The 25,389-nt window shown below is 63.1% G+C and carries 9 protein-coding genes; 6 read left to right on the top strand and 3 right to left on the bottom strand.

Annotation, left to right across the window (positions count from 1 at the left end; genetic code table 11):
- Nucleotides 1-142 precede the first annotated feature (142 nt).
- The 3 genes from lgt (at nucleotide 143) to JNO51_RS11610 (ending at nucleotide 4,073) form a co-directional block, all read left to right on the top strand.
- Complete coding sequence (lgt, locus tag JNO51_RS11600; protein ID WP_215777338.1) at nucleotides 143-997, top strand: prolipoprotein diacylglyceryl transferase; 855 nt, start codon at nucleotides 143-145, stop codon at nucleotides 995-997.
- A 239-nt stretch (nucleotides 998-1,236) separates the two neighbouring features.
- Nucleotides 1,237-3,138 (top strand): M14 family metallopeptidase, encoded by a 1,902-nt coding sequence (locus JNO51_RS11605; RefSeq protein WP_215777340.1) that lies wholly within the window; start codon nucleotides 1,237-1,239, stop codon nucleotides 3,136-3,138.
- A 164-nt stretch (nucleotides 3,139-3,302) separates the two neighbouring features.
- A complete protein-coding gene (locus JNO51_RS11610) occupies nucleotides 3,303-4,073 on the top strand; it encodes an MBL fold metallo-hydrolase (protein WP_215777342.1) in 771 nt (256 codons plus the stop codon).
- 53 nt (nucleotides 4,074-4,126) lie between these two features.
- On the opposite strand, the gene JNO51_RS11615 is transcribed toward JNO51_RS11610, so the two are convergent.
- Nucleotides 4,127-6,490 (bottom strand): heavy metal translocating P-type ATPase, encoded by a 2,364-nt coding sequence (locus tag JNO51_RS11615; protein WP_215777344.1) that lies wholly within the window; start codon nucleotides 6,488-6,490, stop codon nucleotides 4,127-4,129.
- Nucleotides 6,491-6,688: 198 nt separating this feature from the next.
- On the opposite strand from JNO51_RS11615, the gene JNO51_RS11620 reads away from it, so the two are divergent.
- The 3 genes from JNO51_RS11620 to JNO51_RS11630 all read left to right on the top strand — a co-directional run bounded on the left by JNO51_RS11620 (nucleotide 6,689) and on the right by JNO51_RS11630 (nucleotide 22,672).
- Nucleotides 6,689-8,881 carry a type I secretion system permease/ATPase gene (locus JNO51_RS11620; RefSeq protein WP_252346071.1) on the top strand — a complete coding sequence of 731 codons (2,193 nt, stop codon included), beginning with the start codon at nucleotides 6,689-6,691 and terminating at the stop codon, nucleotides 8,879-8,881.
- Nucleotides 8,878-10,284 (top strand): HlyD family type I secretion periplasmic adaptor subunit, encoded by a 1,407-nt coding sequence (locus JNO51_RS11625; protein WP_215777347.1) that lies wholly within the window; start codon nucleotides 8,878-8,880, stop codon nucleotides 10,282-10,284. Before JNO51_RS11620 ends, JNO51_RS11625 begins: the two co-directional genes overlap by 4 nt.
- A 103-nt stretch (nucleotides 10,285-10,387) precedes the next feature.
- Nucleotides 10,388-22,672: an Ig-like domain-containing protein gene (locus JNO51_RS11630; protein WP_215777350.1), complete on the top strand. Its 12,285-nt coding sequence runs from the start codon at nucleotides 10,388-10,390 to the stop codon at nucleotides 22,670-22,672.
- A 58-nt stretch (nucleotides 22,673-22,730) separates the two neighbouring features.
- Here JNO51_RS11630 and JNO51_RS11635 read toward each other — a convergent pair whose 3' ends face one another.
- Entirely contained in the window at nucleotides 22,731-24,650 is a 1,920-nt protein-coding gene (locus tag JNO51_RS11635) for a LapD/MoxY N-terminal periplasmic domain-containing protein (RefSeq protein WP_252346072.1), read from the bottom strand.
- Between the two features lie 10 nt (nucleotides 24,651-24,660).
- Nucleotides 24,661-25,362: a transglutaminase-like cysteine peptidase gene (locus tag JNO51_RS11640; RefSeq protein ID WP_215777355.1), complete on the bottom strand. Its 702-nt coding sequence runs from the start codon at nucleotides 25,360-25,362 to the stop codon at nucleotides 24,661-24,663.
- Nucleotides 25,363-25,389: the final 27 nt, after the last annotated feature.

Below are 25,389 nucleotides of genomic sequence, written 5' to 3' on the forward strand. Positions count from 1 at the left end.
CAATCGGTGCGCCGTGCAAGGCGGCGGGGCCGTGGTATCAGCCCCGGAAATCGCATGCGAGGGTAATCGCCCGCGACGATATGCAACGCTTTCCGTATAATTCAGTCTCATCACTTTTACCGCAAACACGTACGACTGACAAATGATCATTCATCCGCAATACGACCCCGTCGCCATCCACCTCGGGCCACTCGCCGTGCATTGGTATGGCCTGATGTACATGGCCGGCTTCCTGCTGTTCATCCTGCTCGGCAATCGTCGCATCCGTGCCGGCCGCAGTTTCATGACCAGCAAGATGCTGGACGACCTGCTGTTTTACGGCGTGCTCGGCGTGGTGCTCGGCGGACGGCTGGGCTATGTGCTGTTCTACAAACCCGGCGAATACCTGCACAACCCGGCGGAAATCCTGCGGGTCTGGGAAGGCGGCATGTCCTTCCACGGCGGCTTCCTCGGCGTACTGATCGCCATGTGGCTGTTTGCCCGCCGCCATGGCAAGAGCTTCTGGGACGTGGCCGACTTCGTCGCCCCGCTGGTGCCGCTGGGCCTGGCCGCCGGCCGTATCGGCAACTTCATCAATGGTGAACTGTGGGGGCGGGTCACCAACCCGGAGGCCCCCTGGGCCATGCTGTTCCCGCAGGCCCAGCAGGCAGACCGTGCCTGGGCAGCCACCCACCCGGAGTGGGTCGACACCTATGTCAAATACGGCGGACTGGCACGCCACCCGTCGCAGCTGTATGAGTTTGCGCTGGAGGGCATGACCCTGTTCTTCATCCTGTGGGGCTTCAGCAGCAAGCCACGTCCGCGCGCCGCCGTCTCCGCACTGTTCCTGATCGGCTACGGTGCCTTCCGCTTCATCGCCGAGTTCACCCGCGAACCCGATGACTTCCTTGGTCTGCTGGCCGCCAACCTGAGCATGGGACAATGGCTGAGCCTGCCGATGATCCTCGCCGGGCTGGCCCTCTGGGCCTGGTCGCGCAAGCAGCCGCAAGGCCACTGATTCACCATCACCTCGCAACATGGCCGGGCCTCTGCCCGGCCATGTTGTCATTTGCACGCCGCAACAACGTGCTCCAGCCGTTGATTGCCATCAAATCAAATCGATTTAGCACATACTGATATTCCCTGGCGCGTTACGCTTGCGGTCTGGATGCCGCGACAAGGTCACCCCTTGCCCGTGGCTCAGTGACACAGCGCGTGATCCGCCTGTGAACCGACAATACAAACAGGGAGTCAGGTATGAAAAAAACCCGCCTTTGCATGCAACTGACCATGCTGGCCTCGATGCTGGCAAGCCTTCCGGCCTTTGCCGTGCCGTCCGCACCGGACTATGTCGACGACAACGCCTATCTGGCCGCGGCGCGCAAACACATTCTGCCGCCAGATATCGCCTGGAACGGCAAGAGCGAACAATTCATCGCAGCCAAGAACGACCCCTATATCACCCCGATCGAAGCGTCCGATTTCCAGCACACCCCGACCTACACCGAAACGCTGGACTACCTGAAGAAACTGCAGGATGCCAAACCGGGCCTCATCAAGATGATGACCTACGGTGAAACCACCGATGCCGGCACCCCGTTCACCATGGTGATCGTCTCCAAGTCCGCCGACAAATCCGCCGCCGGCCTCAAGGCCTCGGGCAAACCGACCGTCTACGTCGAAGCCGAAATCCATCCGGGCGAAGCCAACGGCAAGGATGCCGGCCTGATGATGATTCGCGACATGACCGTCGGCAGCAGCCAGACCGCCCTGCTGGACAAGATCAACCTGATCTTCGTCCCGGTGGTCAACATCGACGGTGACCTGCGCAACGGCAAGTATGGACGCATCAACCAGAACGGCCCGAACAATACCGGCTGGCGTGTCAACTCGCGCAACCTGAACCTCAACCGCGACTTCGCCAAGCTCGACAGTCCGGAAATCCGCAACGTCGCCCGCATCCTCAACGAATACGACCCGGACTTCTTCATCGACACCCATTCCACCGATGGCGTGATCTACCAGTACGATGTCACCTACTGCAACAACGGCATGGGCTGGGCCAAGAACAGTACCACCTGGATGAACAGCGTCATGACCCCGCGCGTGTTCGCCGAGCTGAAAGACTATGGCCATCTGCCGAACGACTGCATCAGCATGAACGACAATGAGGATATGACCCAGGGGTACTATCCGTACTACAGCGACTATGCCCGCTTCTCCAACCAGTACGCCGATATCCGCGGCATTCCGGGCATCCTGGTCGAATTGCACGCCCTCAAGCCGTACCGCCAGCAAGTACTGGGCAACTACACCCTGTACAAGGCCATCTTCGAAGCCGTCGGCGACAACAAGGACAGCCTGGCCGCCGCGATTGCCAAAGACCGCGCTGTACGTGACAACCAGGTGGCGCTGACCTGGAAAGCCCCGGATGGCAAGCCGCAACTGGTCGACTTCAAGGGCGTGAAATACACCAAGGAATTGTCGCCGATCACCGGTGACAAGATCGTGCGCTGGACCAACAAGCCGCAGGATTACAAGATCCCTTACACCCCGCAGACCCAGCCGGACCTGATCGTACCGCGTCCCAAGGCCTATATCGTGCCGGCGCAATGGCATGAAGTGATCGACCGTCTCAAGGTCCATGGCATCCAGATGACCACCCTGAGCGCGCCGACGGCCTACGACGTGACGGTCTATCGCCTGGAAGACGTCAAGCTGGGCACCCCGTTCGAGCCCGACCGCGAGTCCGCCGACAAGATCCCGGGCTATGAAGGTCGCCTGCTGATCACCGGCAAACCGGTTCCGGAACACCGCAAGGTCACCTACCCGGCCGGCTCTGTGGTCATCGACCCGAACCAGCGTCTGGGCGTACTGGCCATGGACCTGCTCGAACCGGCCAGCCCGGACTCTTTCCTGAGCTGGGGCTTCTTCAATGCCAACCTGACCTCGGCCGAAGCGCCCGAAGCCTACGTCATGGAGCCGATGGCTCGTGCCATGCTGGCCGAAAGCCCGGCACTGCGTCAGGCCTTCGCAGAAAAGCTGAAGAAAGACAAAGCCTTTGCCAAGGATCGCAACGCGCGCCTGAACTGGTTCTACAACCAGACGCCGTTCGCCGACAGCAACCGCTATATGTACCCGGTCGGCAAGGTCGAGTGATATCGGTCTGCCTCTGAAAAAAAGCGGCCGGGCCATTGCCCGGCCGCTTTTTTTGCCGCAGCACCAGCCATACCGGGGGCAGGCCTCAACGCATTCGTCATGCAGCGATACCACAACTCAGCTACAATGATTCGGCAAGCCCCCCTCAAATGACAGGATGACCGATGATTGTTTCCGTCCTTGGCACCGCGGCCGGCAACGGCTCGCAAATCGCCACCTCCAGCTACCTGATCGATGTCAGCACCCTGATGGACTGCGGCAGCGGCGTGGAAACGCTGTCGACGGAAAGCCAACTGGCGGTGGAACGCGTACTACTGACCCACTCTCACCTGGATCATTGCAGCGGCCTGCCGGCACTGCTCGCCTGCCATGCTGCCCATGGCGGCAAAGGGCTGACCGTTCACAGCCAGCAGGAAACCATTGACGAGTTATTGAATGGCCTGATGGCCGAACCCGGCCATCAGGGCTATCTGCAGGCCCAAACCCCGCAAGGCGAGCCCCTGCTGCGCTTTGCCGCACTCGAAGTCGGCGATGCCATCCCGCTGGCAGACGGCATGGCCACCGCCCTGCCGGCCCAGCACAACATCGCCAGCATCGGCTGGGTCATTGAGGGCCCCTGGCGCGCCCTCGCCTATACCGGCGATTCGGCCCTGTGCCCGGCCTTCTGGCACTGGGCGGCCAATGTCCCGTCGCTGTCCGACATCATCTGTGAAGTCACCTACCCGAGCAGTGACCCGGAACGGGCCGCACAGGAGGGCCACATGACGCCGGCCACCCTGCTGCCCATGCTGGAGCTGATTCCGCCCAATGTGCAGATCTGGATCAGCCATCTGGACCCCTCGCTGCGCGAACAGGCTCTGGGTGAACTCAAGCGCCTGGCGCCGGCCGGTCTCAACATCGCCGAACTGCAGCACAGCAGCGTGATCGACCTCTAGTTCCCCGCCCCCTCCGCACCCGTCAAGACTCCCTGCGCGGGAGTCTTGTCGTTTCAGCCAGAGGCACCGGCCCGCCAGCGCTTGAGCAACAGCGCATTGCTGACCACCGACAGCGAACTGGCCGCCATGGCCGCCCCCGCCAGTGCCGGGCTGAGCAAGCCGCTGGCCGCCAGGGGAATACCCAGCACGTTATAGGCAAAAGCAAAAAACAGATTCTGCCGGATCTTGCCCAGCGTACGCTGCGACAGACTGACGGCATCGACCACATGCATCGGATCATTGTGCATCAGGGTCAGATCCGCAGCCTCGATGGCGACCTCCGACCCGCCCCCCATCGCCATGCCAACATCAGCCACCGCCAGTGCCGGCGCATCATTGACACCATCACCCAGCATGCCGACCCGCAAACCCTGCTCACGCCATTGCCGGATCAGGGTGGCCTTGTCCTCGGGCAACAGGCCGGCATGGACCTCGTCTATCCCGGCCTGAGCGGCGATATACCCGGCGGCAGCCGGGTGGTCGCCACTAAGCATTACCACCCGGATGCCCATCTGCTTTAGCCGGAACACCGCCCCGCTAGCCGATGCACGCAAGCTGTCCGCCAGTGCCAGCACACCCAGCGGCTCACCATTGAGTGCCACGCCAATCACCGTCATGCCCTGCTCGCGCCACCGCGGCCAGTCGGCGAATGCCGGCACGCCCGCCCACTGGGGATGCCCGACGCGCAACTCGCCCAGATCCGGCAACTGCGCCGTGACCCCGGCGCCGGTCTGTGCAGTAAATCCGCTGAGCGGCAGCAGCGATACGTCCTGTGCCTGAGCAGCGGCCAGCAGGGCTTGTGCCAGCGGATGCGTCGAGCCCGCCTCGGCGCTGGCCGCCAGTTGCAGCAGCCGCGCCTCGCTGATACCCAATGCAGCCAGTTGAACCAGCCTTGGCCTGCCTTCGGTCAAGGTGCCGGTTTTGTCCATGGCCAACACCTGCAGGCGCCCGGTCTGCTCCAGTGCCTCGGCGCGGGCAAACAAAATGCCGTGCCGCGCCCCGTTACCCACCCCGACCATGACGGCGGTCGGCGTGGCCAGCCCCAGGGCACAAGGACAGGCGATCACCAGCACGGCGACCGCATGAATCAGCGCCCGCCCCCAGTCACCGCTCAGCGCACCGGTCAGCAGCAGTGTCAGCAGGCCGATCAGCAAGACCGCGGGAACAAACCACGCCGACACCTGATCTGCCAGACGCTGGATCGGTGCGCGGGACCCCTGTGCCTCACTGACCATGCGGACAATCCGTCCCAGCTGCGTATCACTGCCAACGCCGGTCGCGCGGATCTGCAGCAGCCCCGACTGATTCAAGGTGGCGGCATAGACCTGTGCGCCGACGCCCTTGTCCACCGGCAGGCTCTCTCCTGTCAGCATACTTTCGTCCAGCGCGGCCTGGCCCTGCTCGATCACCCCGTCCACCGGCACGCGTTCGGCCTGGCGCACCCAGACCAATTCGCCGGGCTGCAGTTGGTCCAGCGGCACCTCCACCTGCTGTCCATCGCGTTCCACTCGCGCTGTACGCGGCGCCAGGTCCAGCAGCGCCGCAATCGCATCGCCCGCCCTTCCTTTGGCGCGCCGCTCCAGCCACTTGCCCAGCATGACCAGCACCAGCACCCAGGCCGATGCCTCGAAATACAACTCATGCGCCTGACCGGACCAGACCAGCCAGCAGGAGTAGCCGTACGCCGCGCTGGTCCCCAGTGCGACCAGCACATCCATATTGGCGGCGCCGCCACGCAAAGCCAGCCAGGCCCCACGGTAGAAGCGCCAGCCGAAAACAAACTGCAGCACCGACGCCAGCCCCCATTGCCAGAACAGCGGCAACATCGGCATGTCGGCCGCCGTCATCATGGACAGCATTGGCCACAACAGTGGCAGCGCCAGCAGCGCCGCCAGCGCCACCCGCACCCCCTCGCGGCGCGACGCCGTCACCTGTTGCGCCCGCAGCGTCTCACGCTGCATAGCCTGCACCACACTGGCGGTAAATCCGGCCTGCTCCACGGCAGTCACCATCTGCGCCGCCTCACAGGCACCGGGGACAAAATGCACGCTGGCCTGCTCACTGGCAAAGTTGACCGTCGCACTCACCCCCGGCAGCCGGTTGAGCACCTTTTCGATACGTTGAGCGCAGGCAGCACAATGCATCCCGCCCAGTGCCAGGGTCAGCCGGGACGCCGCCACCTCGAATCCGGCGGCCCGGACGGCCGCGACGGCTTCATCCAGCGACGCCCCCTCGCCCAGCTCTACCCGCGCCGTCTCACTGGCAAAACTGACCGTCGCCTGCACCGCTGGCAGGCGGTTCAGCATCTTTTCAATACGCTGGGCGCAGGCAGCGCAGTGCATGCCCTTGATGGGTAATACCAGAACGGAATTTTGCATGATGATCTCCTGACCTGATCATATACCCCCATAGGGTATAAAAACAAGCCATTCACATCCGCCGCATCTGCCGTAGCGCATCATGCCTTCGGCATATTTTCTGTGACAAATATCAATTTAATTTACCTATTTTCCTTACTAAACTTGTAATATTTATGATAACGTCGGGGAGGACCGAGTCATCGGGAAAAGTTCACCATGCGCCCCGAGGTAAAGATGCAGCCGATCACCCAGGAAATGCGAAACAGCACCATCCCCTTGCATTCGACCCACCTGGATCCCTTGCTGGATTGCCTGTTCGCTCTGGCTCGCCAATATGGCATCAATGCCACCCGCGAGTCCCTGGTTGCAGGCATTCCACTGACCAATGGCCGGCTCACGCCGTCCATGTTTTCGCGTTCAGCCCGACGCATCGGCCTGACCTCGCGCGTCGTGCGCAGCCCGCTCGACAAGCTGCGCGATGCCTTGCTGCCGGCGGTGATCCTGCTCAAGAACGACGAGGCCTGCATCCTGCGCGGCATTGACCACAAGACAGGGACCGCCCGCTTCAGCTTCTCCGAACTCCCGGAGTCCGTCGAAACCATCCCGCTCGAGCAACTGGGTGAAAACTACGCCGGCATCGCCATCTTCGTCAGGCCGCGCTTCAACTATGACCGTCGGGCACCGGAGATGGGGGATATCCGCTCGCGTCACTGGTTCTGGCATGCGGTCTATGGCGGCCTGCCGTTGTACCGTGACTCGCTGGTGGCCTCTTTCCTGATCAACCTGTTCGCCCTGGTCATCCCGCTGGTGTCGATGAACGTCTACGACCGTGTGGTGCCCAACCTCGCCTTTTCCACCCTGTGGGTTCTGGCCATCGGCAGCATCATCGTCCTGGTGTTCGACTTCCTGATGAAGATGACCCGTGGCTACATGCTCGACCTGGCCAGCAAGCGCATTGACGTTTCACTGTCCTCCCTGATCATGGAACGCGTGCTGGGCGTACGCATGTCGGCACGCCCGGCCTCGGTAGGCGCCTTTGCCGCCAATCTGCGCTCGTTCGAAACCATTCGCGACTTCATCGCCTCCGCCTCGATCACCGCACTGATCGACCTGCCCTTCGTACTGATCTTCCTGCTGGTCGTGCTGTGGATTTCGCCGCTGATGGTCATCCCGGTACTGGTGGGCGCCGGCGCCATGATGATCTTCTCACTGCTGATCCAGGAGAAGATGAAAGTCCTGACCGAGTCGACGCTGCGCGCCTCGGCCCAACGCAACGCCCAACTGGTGGAAAACCTCGCCGAGCTGGAAACCATCAAGATTCTGGCCGCCGAAGGACAGCAACAGGCCCGCTGGGAGCAGGCCACCCTGTTTTTGTCGCAAATCGGCGCGCGCCTGAAATTGCTGGCGGCCTCCGCCAGCAACTTTGCCGGCTTCGTCCAGCAGATGGTCAGCATCGTGGTGCTGATCGTCGGGGTCTACCTGATCATGAGCGGAGACACCTCGCAGGGTGGTGTGATCGCCGCCGTGATGCTGTCTGGTCGCGCCATGGCGCCCCTGGGCCAGCTGGTCGGCCTGCTGACCCAGTACCACAATGCCAAGATCTCGCTCGGCTCGCTCGACACCTTCATGAAGCTGCCGGTTGAACGCGAGCAGAATGCCAACTTCTTCCACCGCACCAGCTTCCGGGGCGAGATCGAATTCCGCAATGTCAGCTTCAGCTATCCGGAGAACCCGGCGCAGGCACTGCGCAACGTCTCGTTCAAGATCAAGGCCGGAGAACGGGTTGCCATCATTGGCCGCATCGGCTCCGGCAAGTCGACCCTGCAGAAACTGATCCTCGGCCTGTACCAGCCCGATGAAGGTTCGGTACGCATCGACGGCATCGACATCAACCAGATCGACCCGACCGAACTGCGTCGCCACATCGGCTATGTACCGCAAGAATCGATGCTGTTCTACGGCACGCTGCGACAGAACATCACGATGGGCGCGCCCCACAGCCACGATGCCAGCATCCAGGCCGCTGCCGAACTCGCCGGCCTGTCGGAGTTCGTCAACAGCCACCCGCAGGGCTTCGACATGATTGTTGGCGAACGCGGTGAAACCATGTCCGGCGGCCAGCGCAAGGCTGTCACCATCGCCCGTGCCCTGCTCAATGCGCCGCCGATCCTGTTGATGGATGAACCCACCAGCAATATGGACAGCTCGGCCGAAGCCCATATCAAGCAAACACTGAACAAAATCATGCAAGGCAAGACCGTGATCCTGACCACGCACCATTCTTCGCTGCTGGAGCTGGCCGACCGACTGATCGTCGTCGACAACGGCACTATTATGGCCGACGGGCCCAAGGACGCGGTCATTCGTTCCCTGCAACAAGGTCAGGTCAACCGGGGGCAAGCACAATGAGCCAACACCGCCCCTTCTGGAAAAACTGGATTGTCCGCGGCCAGGAAAAAACCTCGCCATACTGGGATCGCCTGATGGACTGGGCTGCGGCTCGAGACCTGCAGGAGCACCTCGATTTTGCCACCGATGCCGACTGGGCCATTCTGGAGCAGAATCCAGGCCGGCCGCGGGTGTTTGTCTGGACCGTCACCGGCTTTTTCCTCGTTGCCCTGCTGTGGGCCGCCTTTGCCCAGATCGACGAAGTGACCAAGGGGGAAGGCAAGGTCGTCGCCTCCAGCCAGAACCAGCACATCCAGAGCCTGGATGGCGGCGTGGTGTCGCGCATCCTGGTGCACGAAGGACAGGTGGTACAGAAAGGCCAGTTGTTGCTGAACATCGACAACACCCGCTTCGTCTCCTCGCTGCAAGCCAGTCAGGCACAGTACCTGGCCTTGCTGGGCAAGGCGGCACGGCTGCGCGCCATTGCCGAAGGCTCCCCGCTCAACATGCCGGCCCAGGTCACGCAGGAAGCACCGGACATTGCCAAGCAGGAAAGCGACCTCTATCGCGCCAGACAGCAGGAGCTGGAAGACACGGTCCAGATCGCCCATCAGGAACTGAACCAGCGCACCCAGGAGCTGAGCGAAATGCGCGCCCGGCGGCAACAGGCCGACCAAAGCTATCAACTGACTGCCCGCGAACTGGAGCAAACCCGTCCCCTGCTGGACAGCGGGGCGGTGTCGCAGGTCGACCTGCTGCGGCTGCAACGCGATGTCTCGCGCTTCAAGGGTGATCGCGATATGGCCGAAGCACAGATTGCCCGCCTGCAGGCGGCCATCATCGAAGCCAACCGCAAGGTACGCGAAACCGAGTTGAGCTTCCGCAATCAGGCCAGCGCCGAACTGTCCGAAACCATGGCCAAAATCAACAGCCTTTCTGCCGACACCACCGGTCTGGCCAACAAGGTCAAGCTATCGGAACTGCGCTCTCCGGTACGCGGCGAAGTCAAGCAGATCTATGCCAATACGGTTGGTGGCGTGGTGCAGCCCGGCAAGGATGTGATGGAAATCGTGCCGATCGGCGACTCCCTGCTGGTGGAAACCCGGGTCTCGCCGCGCGACATTGCCTTCCTGCGCACCGGCCAGGATGCCAAGGTCAAATTTACCGCTTATGACTACACCATTTACGGTGGCATGGACGGCGTCGTCCAGGACGTCGGCGCCGATACCGAAACCGACGAGCACGGCAACTCGTTCTACATCGTCAAGGTGCGTACCCGTCAAAGCTCGCTGGGTGACAAACACTTGCCGATCATCCCCGGCATGGTTGCCCAGGTTGACATTATGACTGGCAAGAAAAGTATATTGTCATATATGCTCAAGCCGGTACTGCGCGCCAAGACAGAGGCGCTCAGCGAACGTTAGCCTCGGCCATATCCGTCGTCGTACGCGTATGGCCGTAAAGATACAAACAGTGTTTCTCTGAACAACAGAGAACCTTATTCAACCCATTTTGCCGGAGTCGCTCATGGCTACCCCCGCACTGTCCGGTCGCATCGCCCACCTCAAAGGGGTGGTCAAGGTTATTGACGCTCAGGGTCATGAGCACATCCTCAAGGTCGGGGAGGTCATCCGCCCGGGGGAACAGTTGCTGTTCGACAAGGGCGCCAGCCTGACGCTGAGCCAGGATTCGGGGGGGACCGTCGTCCTCTCGGGAGAACAGGACCAGCCCTCGGCCCCGGCAAGCGACCAGCAAAACGCGGCGCAGACAGACGGCAATGGCGGCAACGCCAATACCGACGTCCAGCAAGTGCTGAACAACCTGGCCAGTGGCCAGGACCCGACAGCCCAGCTGGATCCGGCCAGCGCCGGCCTGCAGGCAGACACCTCGACCAGCAGCAATCTGGGCCATACCTTCATTACCCTGTCCTCGACAGACATCAGTAGCACCACCACCGTCAGCAGCCTGCGCAGCAGCAACAGCATTGCTTCGCTGGATAATTTCGGGCGCATCAGCAACAACCAGCCCCAACTGCTGGCACAACAAAGCAGCACTAACGGCGCCCCGCCTGCCAGTGTCAGCATTGCCGGCATCACCCTGACCAACCAGGTCGAACCCACCCTGCGCGGCACCGGCCAACCAGGACTCACCGTGCTGGTCAGCACCAGCCTCGGCACCGTGCTGGGCAGCGCCGTCGTCGCCAGCAACGGCACATGGAGTCTGACGCCGACCGTCCCGCTGGGCCAGGGCAGCACCACGCTGATTGCTTCGTCGACCAACACCGCCGGGCAGACTGCCGTCGCCTCGGCATCGGTCACCGTCGACTCCATCCCGCCCAATACGCCGACCGTCAGCATCATCGGGCACAACGGCGAGATTGGCGCCGCCGACGAGACCAATGGCAGAGTGCAGGTTCAGGTATCGCTGGACAATAGCGTTCATGCCGGCGATGTCATTCGCCTCAGCAACGGCAGCAGTACCCTCTCCCATACCGTCACCGCCGCAGAATTGAGCAGCGGACATGCCAGTCTGAATGTCACGGCACCGGGCAATGGCCAGACCATGAGCGTCTCGGCCACCATCACCGATGCTGCCGGCAATACCTCGGCCGCAGGCAGCGCCAGCGCCCTGGTCGACACCGTGGCGCCCAACACGCCGCAAGTCAGCATCCTCGGTCACAACGGCGAAATTGGCGCCGCCGACGAGACCAATGGTCAGGTCCAGGTACAGGTCACCCTCGACAACAGCGTGAAAGCCGGCGACAGCATCCAGCTGCGCACCGGCAGTGGTGCCACGATCGCCTACACCGTACTGGCTGCCGATCTCGCGGCGGGCCATGTCACACTCAATGTGACCGCTCCGGCCAACGGAGAAACCCTTGTCGTCAGCGCCACCATCACCGATGCCGCCGGAAACACCTCGGCCGCAGGCAGCGCCAGCGCCCTGGTCGACACCGTGGCGCCCGATGCACCGCAAGTCAGCATCCTCGGCCACAACGGCGAAATTGGTGCCGCCAACGAAACCAATGGCCAGGTCCAGGTTCAGGTTTCGCTCAACCGTAGCGTCCAGGTCGGTGACAGCATCCTGCTGACCACCAGCACCGGCGCCACCGTAGCCTATACGGTACAGGCTGCCGACCTGACGGCCGGTCATGCCACCCTGAACGTGACCGCCCCCGCCAGCGGACAAACCCTCGTCGTCAGTGCCACCGTGACCGACGGCGCCGGCAATACCTCGGCGGCAGGGACCGCCAGCGCCCTGGTCGACACCGTCGCCCCGGACACCCCCCAGGTATTCATCCAGGGACATAACGGTGAAATCGGCAGCGCCAATGAAATCAACGGGCAGGTGCAAGTGCGGGTGGTTCTGGACAGCAGCGTCCAGGCCGGCGACACCCTGACCCTGTCGACCGGGAATGGCCAGCCCATCGTCTACACGGTGCAGGCCAGCGACCTGAGCGCCGGACAGGTGCTGCTCAATGTCAGCGCACCGGCCAACGGCCAGACACTGACCGTCACGGCAACCCTGACCGACGCCGCCGGCAACACCTCTAGCGCCGGCAGCGCCAGCGCCCTGGTCGACACCGAGGCGCCCAACGCGCCTAACGTCACCATCGTCGACCACAACGGCGTCATCAGTACGCCCGACGAGCACAACGGTCAGGTACAGGTCCGAGTCTTCCTCGACAGCTCGGCCCGGGTCGGCGACATCCTGACCCTGCAAAGCAGCAATGGACAAAGTTACGCCCACACCATCAGTACAGCAGACATCCAGAACGGACAGGCATCCTTCAGTCTCAATGCCCCGGCCAATGGACAAACCCTGACAGTCACCGCCACTGTCACGGATGCTGCCGGCAACAGCTCGGCCGCCGGTAGTGCGTCTGCCGTGGTGGACACCACCGGCCCGAACACCCCGACCGTCACCATCGTTGACCATAACGGGGTGATCAGTACGCCGGATGAGCGCAACGGCCAGGTCACGGTACAAGTCGCTTTGGATGGTTCGGTCAAGGCCGGTGACACCATCAGTCTGACCGCCAATGGCGTCACCCAGACTCATGTGGTCAGCAGCGCGGACCTGAACGCCGGCCATGCCAGCTTCAGCGTCGCCGCCCCGGCCGATGGCCAGAGCCTGAATGCTTCCGCCACCATCACCGATGCGCTCGGCAACAGCTCGGCCGCCGGTAGTGCGTCTGCCGTGGTCGATACCACCGGCCCGAACACCCCGACCGTCACCATCGTTGACCATAACGGCGTGATCAGCACCCCGGATGAGCGCAATGGTCAGGTGCAGGTTCAGGTAAACCTCGACAGCTCGGTCAAGGCCGGTGACACCATTTCGCTCACCGCCAATGGCGTCACCCAGACTCATGTGGTCAGCAGCGCGGACCTGAACGCCGGCCATGCCAGCTTCAGCGTCGCTGCCCCGGCCGACGGCCAGAGCCTGAATGCTTCCGCCACCATCACCGATGCGCTCGGCAACAGCTCGGCTGCCGGTAGTGCGTCTGCCGTGGTCGATACCACCGGCCCGAACACCCCGACCGTCACCATCGTTGACCATAACGGGGTGATCAGCACGCCGGATGAGCCCAATGGTCAGGTACAGGTTCAGGTGAACCTCGACAGCTCGGTCAAGGCCGGTGACACCATCAGTCTGACCGCCAATGGCGTCACCCTGAGCCATGTCGTCAGCAGCGCGGACCTGAACGCCGGTCATGCCAGCTTCAGCGTCGCTGCCCCGGCCGATGGTCAGAGCCTGAATGCTTCCGCCACCATCACCGATGCGCTCGGCAACAGTTCGGCCGCCGGTAGTGCGTCTGCCGTGGTGGACACCACCGGCCCGAACACCCCGACCGTCACCATCGTTGACCATAACGGCGTCATCAGCACCCCGGATGAGCGCAATGGCCAGGTCACGGTGCAAGTCGCTTTGGATGGTTCGGTCAAGGCCGGTGACACCATCAGTCTGACCGCCAACGGCGTCACCCTGAGCCATGTCGTCAGCAGTGCGGACCTGAACGCCGGTCATGCCAGCTTCAGCGTCGCTGCCCCGGCCGACGGCCAGAGCCTGAATGCTTCCGCCACCATCACCGATGCGCTCGGCAACAGCTCGGCTGCCGGTAGTGCGTCTGCCGTGGTGGACACCACCGGCCCGAACACCCCGACCGTCACCATCGTTGACCATAACGGCGTGATCAGCACGCCGGATGAGCGCAACGGCCAGGTACAGGTTCAGGTAAACCTCGACAGCTCGGTCAAGGCGGGTGACAGCCTGACCATGCAGACATCCAGTGGGGATGTGTTTGTCCATGTGGTCACGGCCGAAGAAATCCACGCCGGCAATGTGACCCTGACCGTCACCGCACCGCTCAATGGCCAGACGCTGGACGTCAGTGCCGTACTGACCGATGCCCTGGGCAACCAGTCGCAGGCTGGCAGCGACAGCGCCGTGGTCAATACCACCGCGCCCAACCCGCCCGAGGTCAGCATCCTGGACCACAACGGCGAAATCGGTCTTGGCAATATCAACCAGGGCCAGGTATCGGTACTGGTCTCGCTGGATGAATCGGTCAAAGCGGGCGACACCGTCCTGTTGAGCACGGGCAATGGCTTGCCTGTGAGTTATGTCCTGCAGGCCGCAGACATCAGCGCTGGCCAGGTCACGCTGCATGTTTCGGCTCCCGCCAATGGTGAAACCCTGCAAGTCAGCGCCACCATCACCGATACCCTGGGTAACACCTCGGATGCAGGCACCGATTCGGCGCTGGTGGATACACAGGCCCCCAATGCACCGCAAATCAGCGTTGCCGGCCACAATGGCGAAATCGGCATCGCCGATGTGCACAACGGCAAGGTATCGGTTCAGGTCGCACTGGATGGCAGCGTGCAGGCCGGCGACACCCTGACGCTAACCGGCAGTCCGGGTATCAACATCAGCTATACCGTTCAGCCTGCCGATCTGGTCAACGGTCACGTCAACTTTAATCTGACGGTACCGGCCAATGGCGCCACCTTGTCGCTCAACGCCACGCTGACCGATGCAGCCGGCAATACCTCCCCGGCCGGCACGGTCAGTGCGCTGGTCGACACTCAGGCACCCGACACCCCCAACGTGGTCATCCTCGGCCACAATGGCGAGATCGGCATCGCCGACGAACATCAGGGACAGGTGAGTGTACAGATCGGGCTTGATTCGGCGGTCAAGGCGGGCGACATCATCCACCTGAGTACCGGTGCAGGTGCCCAGATCAACTACACGGTTCAGGCCGGCGATCTGCAGGCAGGCCATGTCGTGCTGAACGTCACGGCCCCGGCCAATGGTCAAACCCTGCAGGTTGCCGCCAGCATCACCGATCTGGCCGGCAATACGTCCCCGGTCGGCACAGCCAGTGCGCTGGTCGACACCGTGGCACCACTGGCACCGACCATCACCATCATGGACCACAACGGCACCATTGCCGGCAGCGATGAGAGCAATGGACTCGTCAGCGTCAGGATCGGTCTTGATCATGGCGTACAAGTCGGCGATACGCTGACCCTGTTGTCAAGCAACGGCCTGCCGCTGTCCCATATCATCACCGCCAGCGAAGTACAAAACGGACAGGTACAGCTGAATCTGGCCGCACCGGCCAATGGGGCGACGCTAACCCTCTCGGCCACCCTCACCGATCAGGCCGGCAACGTTTCAGCGGCGGGCAGCGCCAGTGCGGTAGTGGATACCCAGGCACCGAATACGCCGGCGGTCACCATCGTCGATCACAATGGCGTCATCGGCAGCGCAGATGAACAAAACGGCATGGTCAGCGTCAATGTGGCGCTGGATGGCTCGGTCAAGGTCGGCGATACCATCACGCTGAGCAGCAATACTGGCAGCCAGATCAGTCACGTGGTCAGCGCCAGCGACCTCAGTGCGGGCCAGGTCGGCTTCAGTGTCGGCGCACCGGCTAATGGCGCCACCCTCAATGTCAGCGCCAGCATTGCCGATCCCTATGGCAACACCTCCGGAACAGGCAACAGCAGTGCCGTCGTTCATCTGGACCCGATTGGCAGTCCGAGCATCAGCCTGCTGCCCAACGGGCTGAGCGGCCAGTTCTTCAACGTCGCCGACAGCCATATCTCCAGCCCGCTGGCCGGACAGACCGCACTGTCGACCGTGCTGGCCGACCTGCAGGGCCGCAGCCCCAGCGCCAGCTTCATCGCCCAGGCGCTCAACTTCGGCGAGCAGGGCGGCGTCTGGCACGGCACCACCAATTTCAGCAACAGTCTCGGCAGCTCGCTCAACAATCTGAATGCCTTCCTCGGCAACAGTGCCAGCAATCTGCAGCTCAACGGCAGCTTCAACAGCACCCAGCAGAGCATCGTCACCCTCGGCGGCGCCTTCAGTGCCGCCGCAGGCACCTATACGCTCAACGTCAATGCCGATGACGGCTATCAGATCATCGTCGATGGTCATGTGGTGGCGCAGTTTGCCGGCAATCAGTCGCCGACCGTCGCCAACACCGCCATCACCCTCGGTCATACCGCCGGCGATCTGCACAGCATTCAGATCGTCTACTGGGATCAGGGCGGGCAGGCCACGCTGCAGGTCGGTCTGACACCGACCGGCGCCCCGGCCGGCACCGTGCCGACGCCGATCAGTGTCGCCCCGCCGGCAGGCAGCATGATTGCCGCCGTGGCGCTCGACAGCTCGGCGCAAAACGCCCTGGCCCATCATGGCGTGCTGTCGGTCAATGAAGGTCATGGCCAGACGGTGCAGCTGTCGTTCAACAGCACCGGCCAGCTGGTCGACGGCAATGGTCTGGTCTATGCCTACCAGAATGGCACGGTCTATCTGCCGGTTCCGGCACCGGCCGCTGGTGAGACGCTGACGCTGAGCGCCAGCGTGGCCGATGGCGCCGGCAATCTGTCGCCTGCCGCCAGCACCAGCTATCAGGCGCTGAGCAGCCCGGTAGTGACCCTGGCCGAGCATCACAGCATGAACAATCAGATCAGCAGCAGCGATCTGAGCAACGGGCAGGTCCAGGCCAGCGTGACGCTCAATGCCGCCAGTCTGGCCGCCAATGGCAGTGCCAGTGTCACCGTCAATAGCGGCGGCAGCCTGTCGACCGTCACGGTGCACAGCGATGGCAGTATCACCAGCAGCAATAGCGCCATCACGGCCAGCTACAGCAACGGTGTGCTCACGCTCGGCCTGCCGCAGCCGGCCAATGGCGCCCAGGTGCAGGTCAGCGCCGTGCAGACCGATGCACTGGGCAACCACTCTGCCGCCGGCAGCGACAGCGGCACCCTCAATCTGACCGCACCGGCCACGCCGGTGGTCTCGATCGCCCAGCACTTTGATCATCAGGACGGGCAGATCGGCAACGACAATCTGGTCAATGGTCACATTCAGGCCACGGTGCAGCTGGATGCCGCCAGCCTCGCGGCTAACGGCAGCGCCAGCATCACCATCAATGCAGGCGGTACGCTGTCGACGCTGACGGTCGACAGCCAGGGCCATCTGAGCAGCAGCAATCCGGCCATCGGTGCCAGCTACGCCAATGGCGTGGTGACACTGAGCCTGCCGGAACCGGCCAATGGTGCCCAGGTGGCGATCAATGCCAGCCAGACCAATGCCCTGGGCAATGTGTCGGCCATCGGCAGCGACAGCGGCACGCTGGATCTGAGCGCAGCCAATGCACCGAGCATCAGCCTGCTGCCCAACGGCCTGAGCGGTCAGTTCTTCAACGTCGCCGACAGCCATATCTCCAGCCCGCTGGCCGGACAGACCGCACTGTCGACCGTGCTGGCCGACCTGCAGGGCCGCAGCCCCAGCGCCAGCTTCATCGCCCAGGCGCTCAACTTCGGCGAGCAGGGCGGCGTCTGGCACGGCACCACCAATTTCAGCAACAGTCTCGGCAGCTCGCTCAACAATCTGAATGCCTTCCTCGGCAACAGTGCCAGCAATCTGCAGCTCAACGGCAGCTTCAACAGCACCCAGCAGAGCATCGTCACCCTCGGCGGCGCCTTCAGTGCCGCCGCAGGCACCTATACGCTCAACGTCAATGCCGATGACGGCTATCAGATCATCGTCGATGGTCATGTGGTGGCGCAGTTTGCCGGCAATCAGTCGCCGACCGTCGCCAACACCGCCATCACCCTCGGTCATACCGCCGGCGATCTGCACAGCATTCAGATCCTCTACTGGGATCAGGGCGGGCAGGCCACGCTGCAGGTCGGTCTGACACCGACCGGCGCCCCGGCCGGCACCGTGCCGACGCCGATCAGTGTCGCCCCGCCGGCAGGCAGCATGATTGCCGCCGTGGCGCTCGACAGCTCGGCGCAAAACGCCCTGGCCCATCATGGCGTGCTGTCGGTCAATGAAGGTCATGGCCAGACGGTGCAGCTGTCGTTCAACAGCACCGGTCAGCTGGTCGACGGCAATGGTCTGGTCTATGCCTACCAGAATGGCACGGTCTATCTGCCGGTTCCGGCACCGGCCGCTGGTGAGACGCTGACGCTGAGCGCCAGCGTGGCCGATGGCGCCGGCAATCTGTCGCCTGCCGCCAGCACCAGCTATCAGGCGCTGAGCAGCCCGGTAGTGACCCTGGCCGAGCATCACAGCATGAACAATCAGATCAGCAGCAGCGATCTGAGCAACGGGCAGGTCCAGGCCAGCGTGACGCTCAATGCCGCCAGTCTGGCCGCCAATGGCAGTGCCAGTGTCACCGTCAATAGCGGCGGCAGCCTGTCGACCGTCACGGTGCACAGCGATGGCAGTATCACCAGCAGCAATAGCGCCATCACGGCCAGCTACAGCAACGGTGTGCTCACGCTCGGCCTGCCGCAGCCGGCCAATGGCGCCCAGGTGCAGGTCAGCGCCGTGCAGACCGATGCACTGGGCAACCACTCTGCCGCCGGCAGCGACAGCGGCACCCTCAATCTGACCGCACCGGCCACGCCGGTGGTCTCGATCGCCCAGCACTTTGATCATCAGGACGGGCAGATCGGCAACGACAATCTGGTCAATGGTCACATTCAGGCCACGGTGCAGCTGGATGCCGCCAGCCTCGCGGCTAACGGCAGCGCCAGCATCACCATCAATGCAGGCGGTACGCTGTCGACGCTGACGGTCGACAGCCAGGGCCATCTGAGCAGCAGCAATCCGGCCATCGGTGCCAGCTACGCCAATGGCGTGGTGACACTGAGCCTGCCGGAACCGGCCAATGGTGCCCAGGTGGCGATCAATGCCAGCCAGACCAATGCCCTGGGCAATGTGTCGGCCATCGGCAGCGACAGCGGCACGCTGGATCTGAGCGCAGCCAATGCACCGAGCATCAGCCTGCTGCCCAACGGCCTGAGCGGCCAGTTCTTCAACGTCGCCGACAGCCATATCTCCAGCCCGCTGGCCGGACAGACCGCACTGTCGACCGTGCTGGCCGACCTGCAGGGCCGTAGCCCCAGCGCCAGCTTCATCGCCCAGGCGCTCAACTTCGGCGAGCAGGGCGGCGTCTGGCACGGCACCACCAATTTCAGCAACAGCCTCGGCAGCTCGCTCAACAATCTGAATGCCTTCCTCGGCAACAGTGCCAGCAATCTGCAGCTCAACGGCAGCTTCAACAGCACCCAGCAGAGCATCGTCACCCTCGGCGGCGCCTTCAGTGCCGCCGCAGGCACCTATACGCTCAACGTCAATGCCGATGACGGCTATCAGATCATCGTCGATGGTCATGTGGTGGCGCAGTTTGCCGGCAATCAGTCGCCGACCGTCGCCAACACCGCCATCACCCTCGGTCATACCGCCGGCGATCTGCACAGCATTCAGATCGTCTACTGGGATCAGGGCGGGCAGGCCACGCTGCAGGTCGGTCTGACACCGACCGGCGCCCCGGCCGGCACCGTGCCGACGCCGATCAGTGTCGCCCCGCCGGCAGGCAGCATGATTGCCGCCGTGGCGCTCGACAGCTCGGCGCAGAACGCCCTGGCTCATCATGGCGTGCTGTCGGTCAATGAAGGTCATGGCCAGACGGTGCAGCTGTCGTTCAACAGCGCCGGCCAGCTGGTCGACGGCAATGGCCTGGTCTATGCCTACCAGAATGGCACGGTCTATCTGCCAGTTCCGGCACCGGCCGCTGGTGAGACGCTGACGCTGAGCGCCAGCGTGGCCGATGGCGCCGGCAATCTGTCGCCCGCTGCCAGCACCAGCTACCAGGCACCCGCCAGCCCGGTGATCAGCATCGGCAGTGATGTCAACCACGATGGTGTCCTCAATGCCGCCGAGACCAATCATGGCACCGCTCCCCTGCATGCCACCGTCGCACTGGATGCCGGCTCGCTGGCCAGCGGCGGTCACGCCAATATCACCGTCAACGACAATGGGGTGATCAGCAATTTGCTGGTGAACAGCAATGGCAGCGTGAGCGGTATTCCGGCCGGCATGACGGCCAGCTATGGCAATGGCGTGCTGTCGCTGACGGTGGCTGAACCGGGCGATGGCCACAGCCTGTCGATCAGCGCCGCCCAAACCGATGGCAACGGTTTTGGCAGCACCACTCAGCGTGCCAGCGTGCTGGAAGACATCACGGCCCCGACCCTGCCCGGTCTGCAGATTGCCACTGACCCGGCGGCCGCGGGCGTGATCACGGCCGGGGAGCTCAACGGCCACACCACGGTCAATACCAGCATCACGCTGGGCAGTAGTGCGCAAAGCGATCTGGCGGCCGGCGGCACGCTGAATATCACGACCACGCAAGACGGGATCAGCCAGAGTACGGTGCTGCACTGGAATGGCAACCAGCTGGTGGATGGCAACGGGCAGGTCTACAGCTACAGCAACGGGGTGGTGGTGATCCCGACCACGCTGAGCATCGATCATGGCAGCCTCACGCTCAGCGCCAGCCAGACCGATGCCGCCGGCAATACCTCCAGCCTGGCGGCAACCTCCGCCCTGGTGGTGGATAATCCGTCCATCTCGGTGGTGCCGTCCGCCCTGCCCTCGACCGGCCTGCTGTGGCAGACCTGGGCGCACGACAGCGTACTCAGCCTGGATCACAACGGCGGCTGGGGCACTGACCCGTATGCACTGCGTCTGGCGATCGATAACACCAGCACCCTGCCGACCAGCACCGGCACCCTGACCGACCTGGCACAAGCCAATGTGGCCGCCGGTACGGCCACGCGGGTCTCGGGGCTGATCTATCTGGAAGCGGGTCACAACTATACGTTCAGCGGCACCGAGGATGATTCGTTCCTGCTCAAGGTGGGCGGCCATACACTGACCGCGACCTGGGGGGATGATCAGGGTGAGCTGGAGGGCAGCAGCTTCACGCCGCAGGCCAGCGGCTGGTACACCATTGCGGCCTATCACGACAATGAAGCCGGTCCGGGTCATTTCCAGGTTCAGGTCAGCGTGGATGGTGCTCAGGCCGTCGAACTGAATACGGCCAATTTCCACCTGGTCAGCAATCTGTCCGACCTGAGCAACGCCGGTCTGTCTGTAGGCAATATCGTGCCCTGGCACGGTCACAGCCTGGAGGGCTTCTACACGACGGCACAGAGCACGGCGGTCAGCGCCCTGCCCTCGGTCGGGCTGACCCAGCGTTTCTGGGCAGACCCCTGGTCGCCGCTGGAAAACCATAACTTTGGCAACAGCGAAAGTGCCTGGCAGCACCTGACCTCGCGCTCCGGTGACCAGCCGGATGACACGCGCCTGGTCAGTGGCGCAGGCGACACGCGCGCCACCGAGGGGCTGGGCACGGTACAGCTGTCCGGTCTGATCTACCTGCAGGCCGGCCACAGCTATACCTTCAGCAACAGTGGCAGTGATGCCTGGCTGGTCAATGTCGGTGGCCAGAACTTGTCGCAGGGTATTTTTGCGGCGGGTGCTGCCGGTGGCACCTTCCATGCCCAGACAGATGGCTGGTACACCCTGGCGGCCTACCATGCCTCGGACTTGCTGAGCTTTAACCTGCAGGTCAGTGTCGATGGCGGCAGCGCGCTGAATCTGAATACCAGCAACTTCCATCTGGTCAGCAGCGTCGCCGATCTGACGGCTGCCGGCCTGACGACCGGCAATCTGAACATTGCCGATCCGGGGGCAATGAATGGCTACTACCCGGGGGGGCATCCGAGCAGCTTCGACATCACGCTCGACACCCTGAACCAGAGCCTGCTGACCAATGGCGGCTCGGTGCACCTGACCAGTTCGACCGGGCTGGACACCACCCTGCACCTGAGCGGCAATGCCCTGGTCGATGCACATGGCCATGCCTACAGCTATCAGCAGGGCACCATCGGTTTCAGCCTGGACAGCAGCAGTGCCAGCACCACCGTGTCCGTCACCCTCACTGACGCGCACGGCATCAGCTCGGATACGGTCAGCACGACGCTGGTGAATGGCGACAGCACCATCAATGCCATTGCCGGTGTCGAGACCTTCAAATTCGAGTTGCCGCTGGATGGTCCGGCGGGTTCGCCGCACGTGGCCACGATCAACAACTTCAGCATGGGCAGTACCGCCGCCAATACGCCGGAGAGCATTCTGGACCTGCGCGACCTGCTGCAAGGTGAAAGTCATGCGGCGGCCGGCGCATCGCCGGTCGGCAATCTGGCCAACTATCTGCACTTCAGCACCGTCAATAGCGGCGGCATTGTCAGTACTGTGGTGCATGTCAGCGAGACGGGTCAGTTTGCCCACAGCAGCAGCCCGGCCAATGACACGGCACAGATCGTATTGCATAACGTCGATCTGACCCATCTGGGCACCACACTGCTGAGTGATCAGGCCATCCTGCAGAATCTGCTGGGTAACGGCAGACTGCAGACCGACTGAGCACTGGCAATGACGAGGGGGTTGTCATCACTGACAACCCCCTCTTTTTTTGTACCGGTCAGCGCACCACCGGCCCGGTCAGGCAGTGCACGCCGATGGCCACCAGCATCTCCAGGTCTTCCCGGTCGTTGACGCCCTTGGCCTCGATCTCCACGGCCATCAGTGAAGCCATCTGCAACAGCCCGCGCACCAGTGCGGCACGGCCTTCATCGGCATGAATGCCCTGGGTCAGGGCATGGTCCAGTACCAGGTAGGCGATGCCGGCCTCATGGGTACGCGCCACCAGTCCCATGTCGTGCCCCTGGATCTCCACGGCCACGCGATGACCGCCGGTCCGGACCGCCGCACTGAAGTTGACGAAGGCGGCCCACTGTTCATCCAGCCCGGTCTCATGAAACTCGAAATTGATCTGGCGATCCGGGTAGCGCTGCAACCACTGCAGGACGGCGGGCAGGAAATCATCGTGCGCCAGCGAAGCCGGTGACATATTGATGGCCAGGCGCCCGCGCGGCCCCAGGGTCAGCGCCAGCTCCAGGGTGTTCAGATCAATCTGGTAGGCCCGTCCCAGGCGCAGGGCATGCGAGACCAGGCGCAAGGCACTCATCTGCGGCAGGTCACCACGCTGAGGCCGGAACAGCATGCCCTCCTGCCAGAGTACGGCACCATCCGGATGGCAGACCGGATACCAGCGCAGCTGCAGGGAGCCATCATGACAGACCAGATCCAGCAACTGCTTCCAGTCGTGATCGCTGGCAGCGGCATCCGGCGCCTTGCCCCCCTCGTCCAGGGTCCAGCTGTTGAGCGCCTGTGCTTCGGCCACCGTCAGCGCCTGGCTGGCGCGCATCAGGGTCTGCCCGCTGTCGTCGCCGGAGTGGAAGTCGACAATGGCGATGTGGCCGACACCAGCCTGATCGGTCAGCCCCATGTCCTGATAGATCTCCCAGGCAGCGCACAACTCCTCGGCCAGCTGGCGGGCGCCGGAGACCGAGATTTCCGGACACAGCATGGCAAAATCCGCCCCGCGCAGGCGGGTGGCCATCCAGCCCCGGTGCGCCTGACAACGCGCCTGCAGATCCTCCGCCACCCGCTTGAGCAGGGCATCGGTCTTGCGCCCGCCCAGACGCTGATTGAGTTCGGCCAGACCGGAGACGCGGATCAGCAGTAAAAATCCGCTGACCGGATCATCCTGAGGAGCCAGCAGGGTGGCGAATGCCTGATCGAAGGCCTCACGGTTGGGCAAGCCGGTACTGTGATCCGTCAGCACCTTCTGACGGGTACGGTCCAGCTCATCCCGCATTCCCTCCAGATATTTCTGCAGACGATCCACCATCTGGTTCATGGCGAACACCACTTCGGCCAGCTCGGGAATGCCGGGGACAGGCATTTTATGAAAACGCTGCTCACTGATGGCATGGGCCTGGCCGACCACCGCGGTCAGCTGACGCCGCAGCCGGCGAATGTCGATGGCACCGAGCAAGGCGGCCAGCACGCCGATGACGCATAACCAGAGTACGGTCTGCATCGCCCCCTGCCAGAGTGACTGATAGGCATAGGCCGGCTGGGCAATGACCACGATGCGGCCGGCCTGCAACCAGCCCCGGTTCACCGAGGCGGTGCCCGCGGCGGGCGTCAGCGGCAGCAGGGCGCGAAACCAGGCCGGCACATTGGTTACCGCGGCAGGCGCTTTGAGATGAATCGGCTCCCCCGCGCCCTGTCGCTCCCAGCGGATCTCGGCGAAATGCCCGAGGTCGAAGGTCGCATTGAGCAAGGTCTGTGCCATGACAGGGTCGGCATGGTACTGGGTCAGCATCAGGGCCAGTGAGTGTGCGGTATCGGCGCTCTGGGCACTCAGCTGCTGCTCCAGGTACTGGCGCGCGTTGAGCAGATTGGCAATCAGCGCGCCACCAATCGACAGGGCCACGACCAGCAGCAACAAGGTCCACAAGCGCTGAATCAGGGAAAATTTCGTCGTACTCACGGCAGCCTTCTCAGAAAGAAAAACCTTCAGCATTCAATTTGTCCAGCAATTGCTTCCAGCGGGCCAGTTGATTGACCTGGTCACTTTGCACATTGCCTACCCGAATATTGTCCATGTTGAAACTGAAGACCGGCGTCAGGTCCGGGCGTTGCGAGGCCGGCAGGATGCTGTCGACCAGATTGTCGAGAATCAGCGGCTCGGCAGCGGCGCTCGGGTAATAGGCCAGGACCATATGCGCTTCCGACACCTGACTGCCGGCCCCGCCGATCCGTGCCTTGACATAGACCAGCCGCAGCTTCTCCGGCGCCATGCCCAGCAGGCGCAGCGACACATACTTGTTGATGACGAAGCTTTTGCAGTCCCCTGCCCCCTTGCCAAACGTTTCCAGCGGGGTTGCCCAGTAATCTGCCTGATTCCAGACATTGCGGTTTTGCGCGAACACAATCCGCCGGTTGAAAAACAAGTTGATGCTCTTGAGGGCCTGTGCGTCGCCGCGACTGGCCAGGCTGAGCAGCAGGGTCTGCCATTGATGGAAGAGTTTCTGTGCCTGGGGACCATAACGGGCCACCGTGCTCTCGGACGGCAAGGTACTGGCCGTGACCGACAGCATCAGCCAGCCGCCCAGCAACGCCCAGACCAGCGCACGTACCAAAGCGGCCGGCAATGGGCGACGAACAGTCGGGCAAGAGGGCATTGCCGCACAGCGGATCATTTCGGACCTGTTCCGGGTGAATTATCA

Origin of the sequence: Paludibacterium sp. B53371 (assembly GCF_018802765.1) — a bacterium.
Classification (GTDB): domain Bacteria; phylum Pseudomonadota; class Gammaproteobacteria; order Burkholderiales; family Chromobacteriaceae; genus Paludibacterium.

Coding starts and splice junctions, on each gene's coding strand:
- lgt (WP_215777338.1), top strand. CDS start 143: ATGATCATTCATCCGCAATACGACCCCGTCGCCATCCACCTCGGGCCA.
- JNO51_RS11605 (WP_215777340.1), top strand. CDS start 1,237: ATGAAAAAAACCCGCCTTTGCATGCAACTGACCATGCTGGCCTCGATG.
- JNO51_RS11610 (WP_215777342.1), top strand. CDS start 3,303: ATGATTGTTTCCGTCCTTGGCACCGCGGCCGGCAACGGCTCGCAAATC.
- JNO51_RS11615 (WP_215777344.1), bottom strand. CDS start 6,490: ATGCAAAATTCCGTTCTGGTATTACCCATCAAGGGCATGCACTGCGCT.
- JNO51_RS11620 (WP_252346071.1), top strand. CDS start 6,689: ATGCGCCCCGAGGTAAAGATGCAGCCGATCACCCAGGAAATGCGAAAC.
- JNO51_RS11625 (WP_215777347.1), top strand. CDS start 8,878: ATGAGCCAACACCGCCCCTTCTGGAAAAACTGGATTGTCCGCGGCCAG.
- JNO51_RS11630 (WP_215777350.1), top strand. CDS start 10,388: ATGGCTACCCCCGCACTGTCCGGTCGCATCGCCCACCTCAAAGGGGTG.
- JNO51_RS11640 (WP_215777355.1), bottom strand. CDS start 25,362: ATGATCCGCTGTGCGGCAATGCCCTCTTGCCCGACTGTTCGTCGCCCA.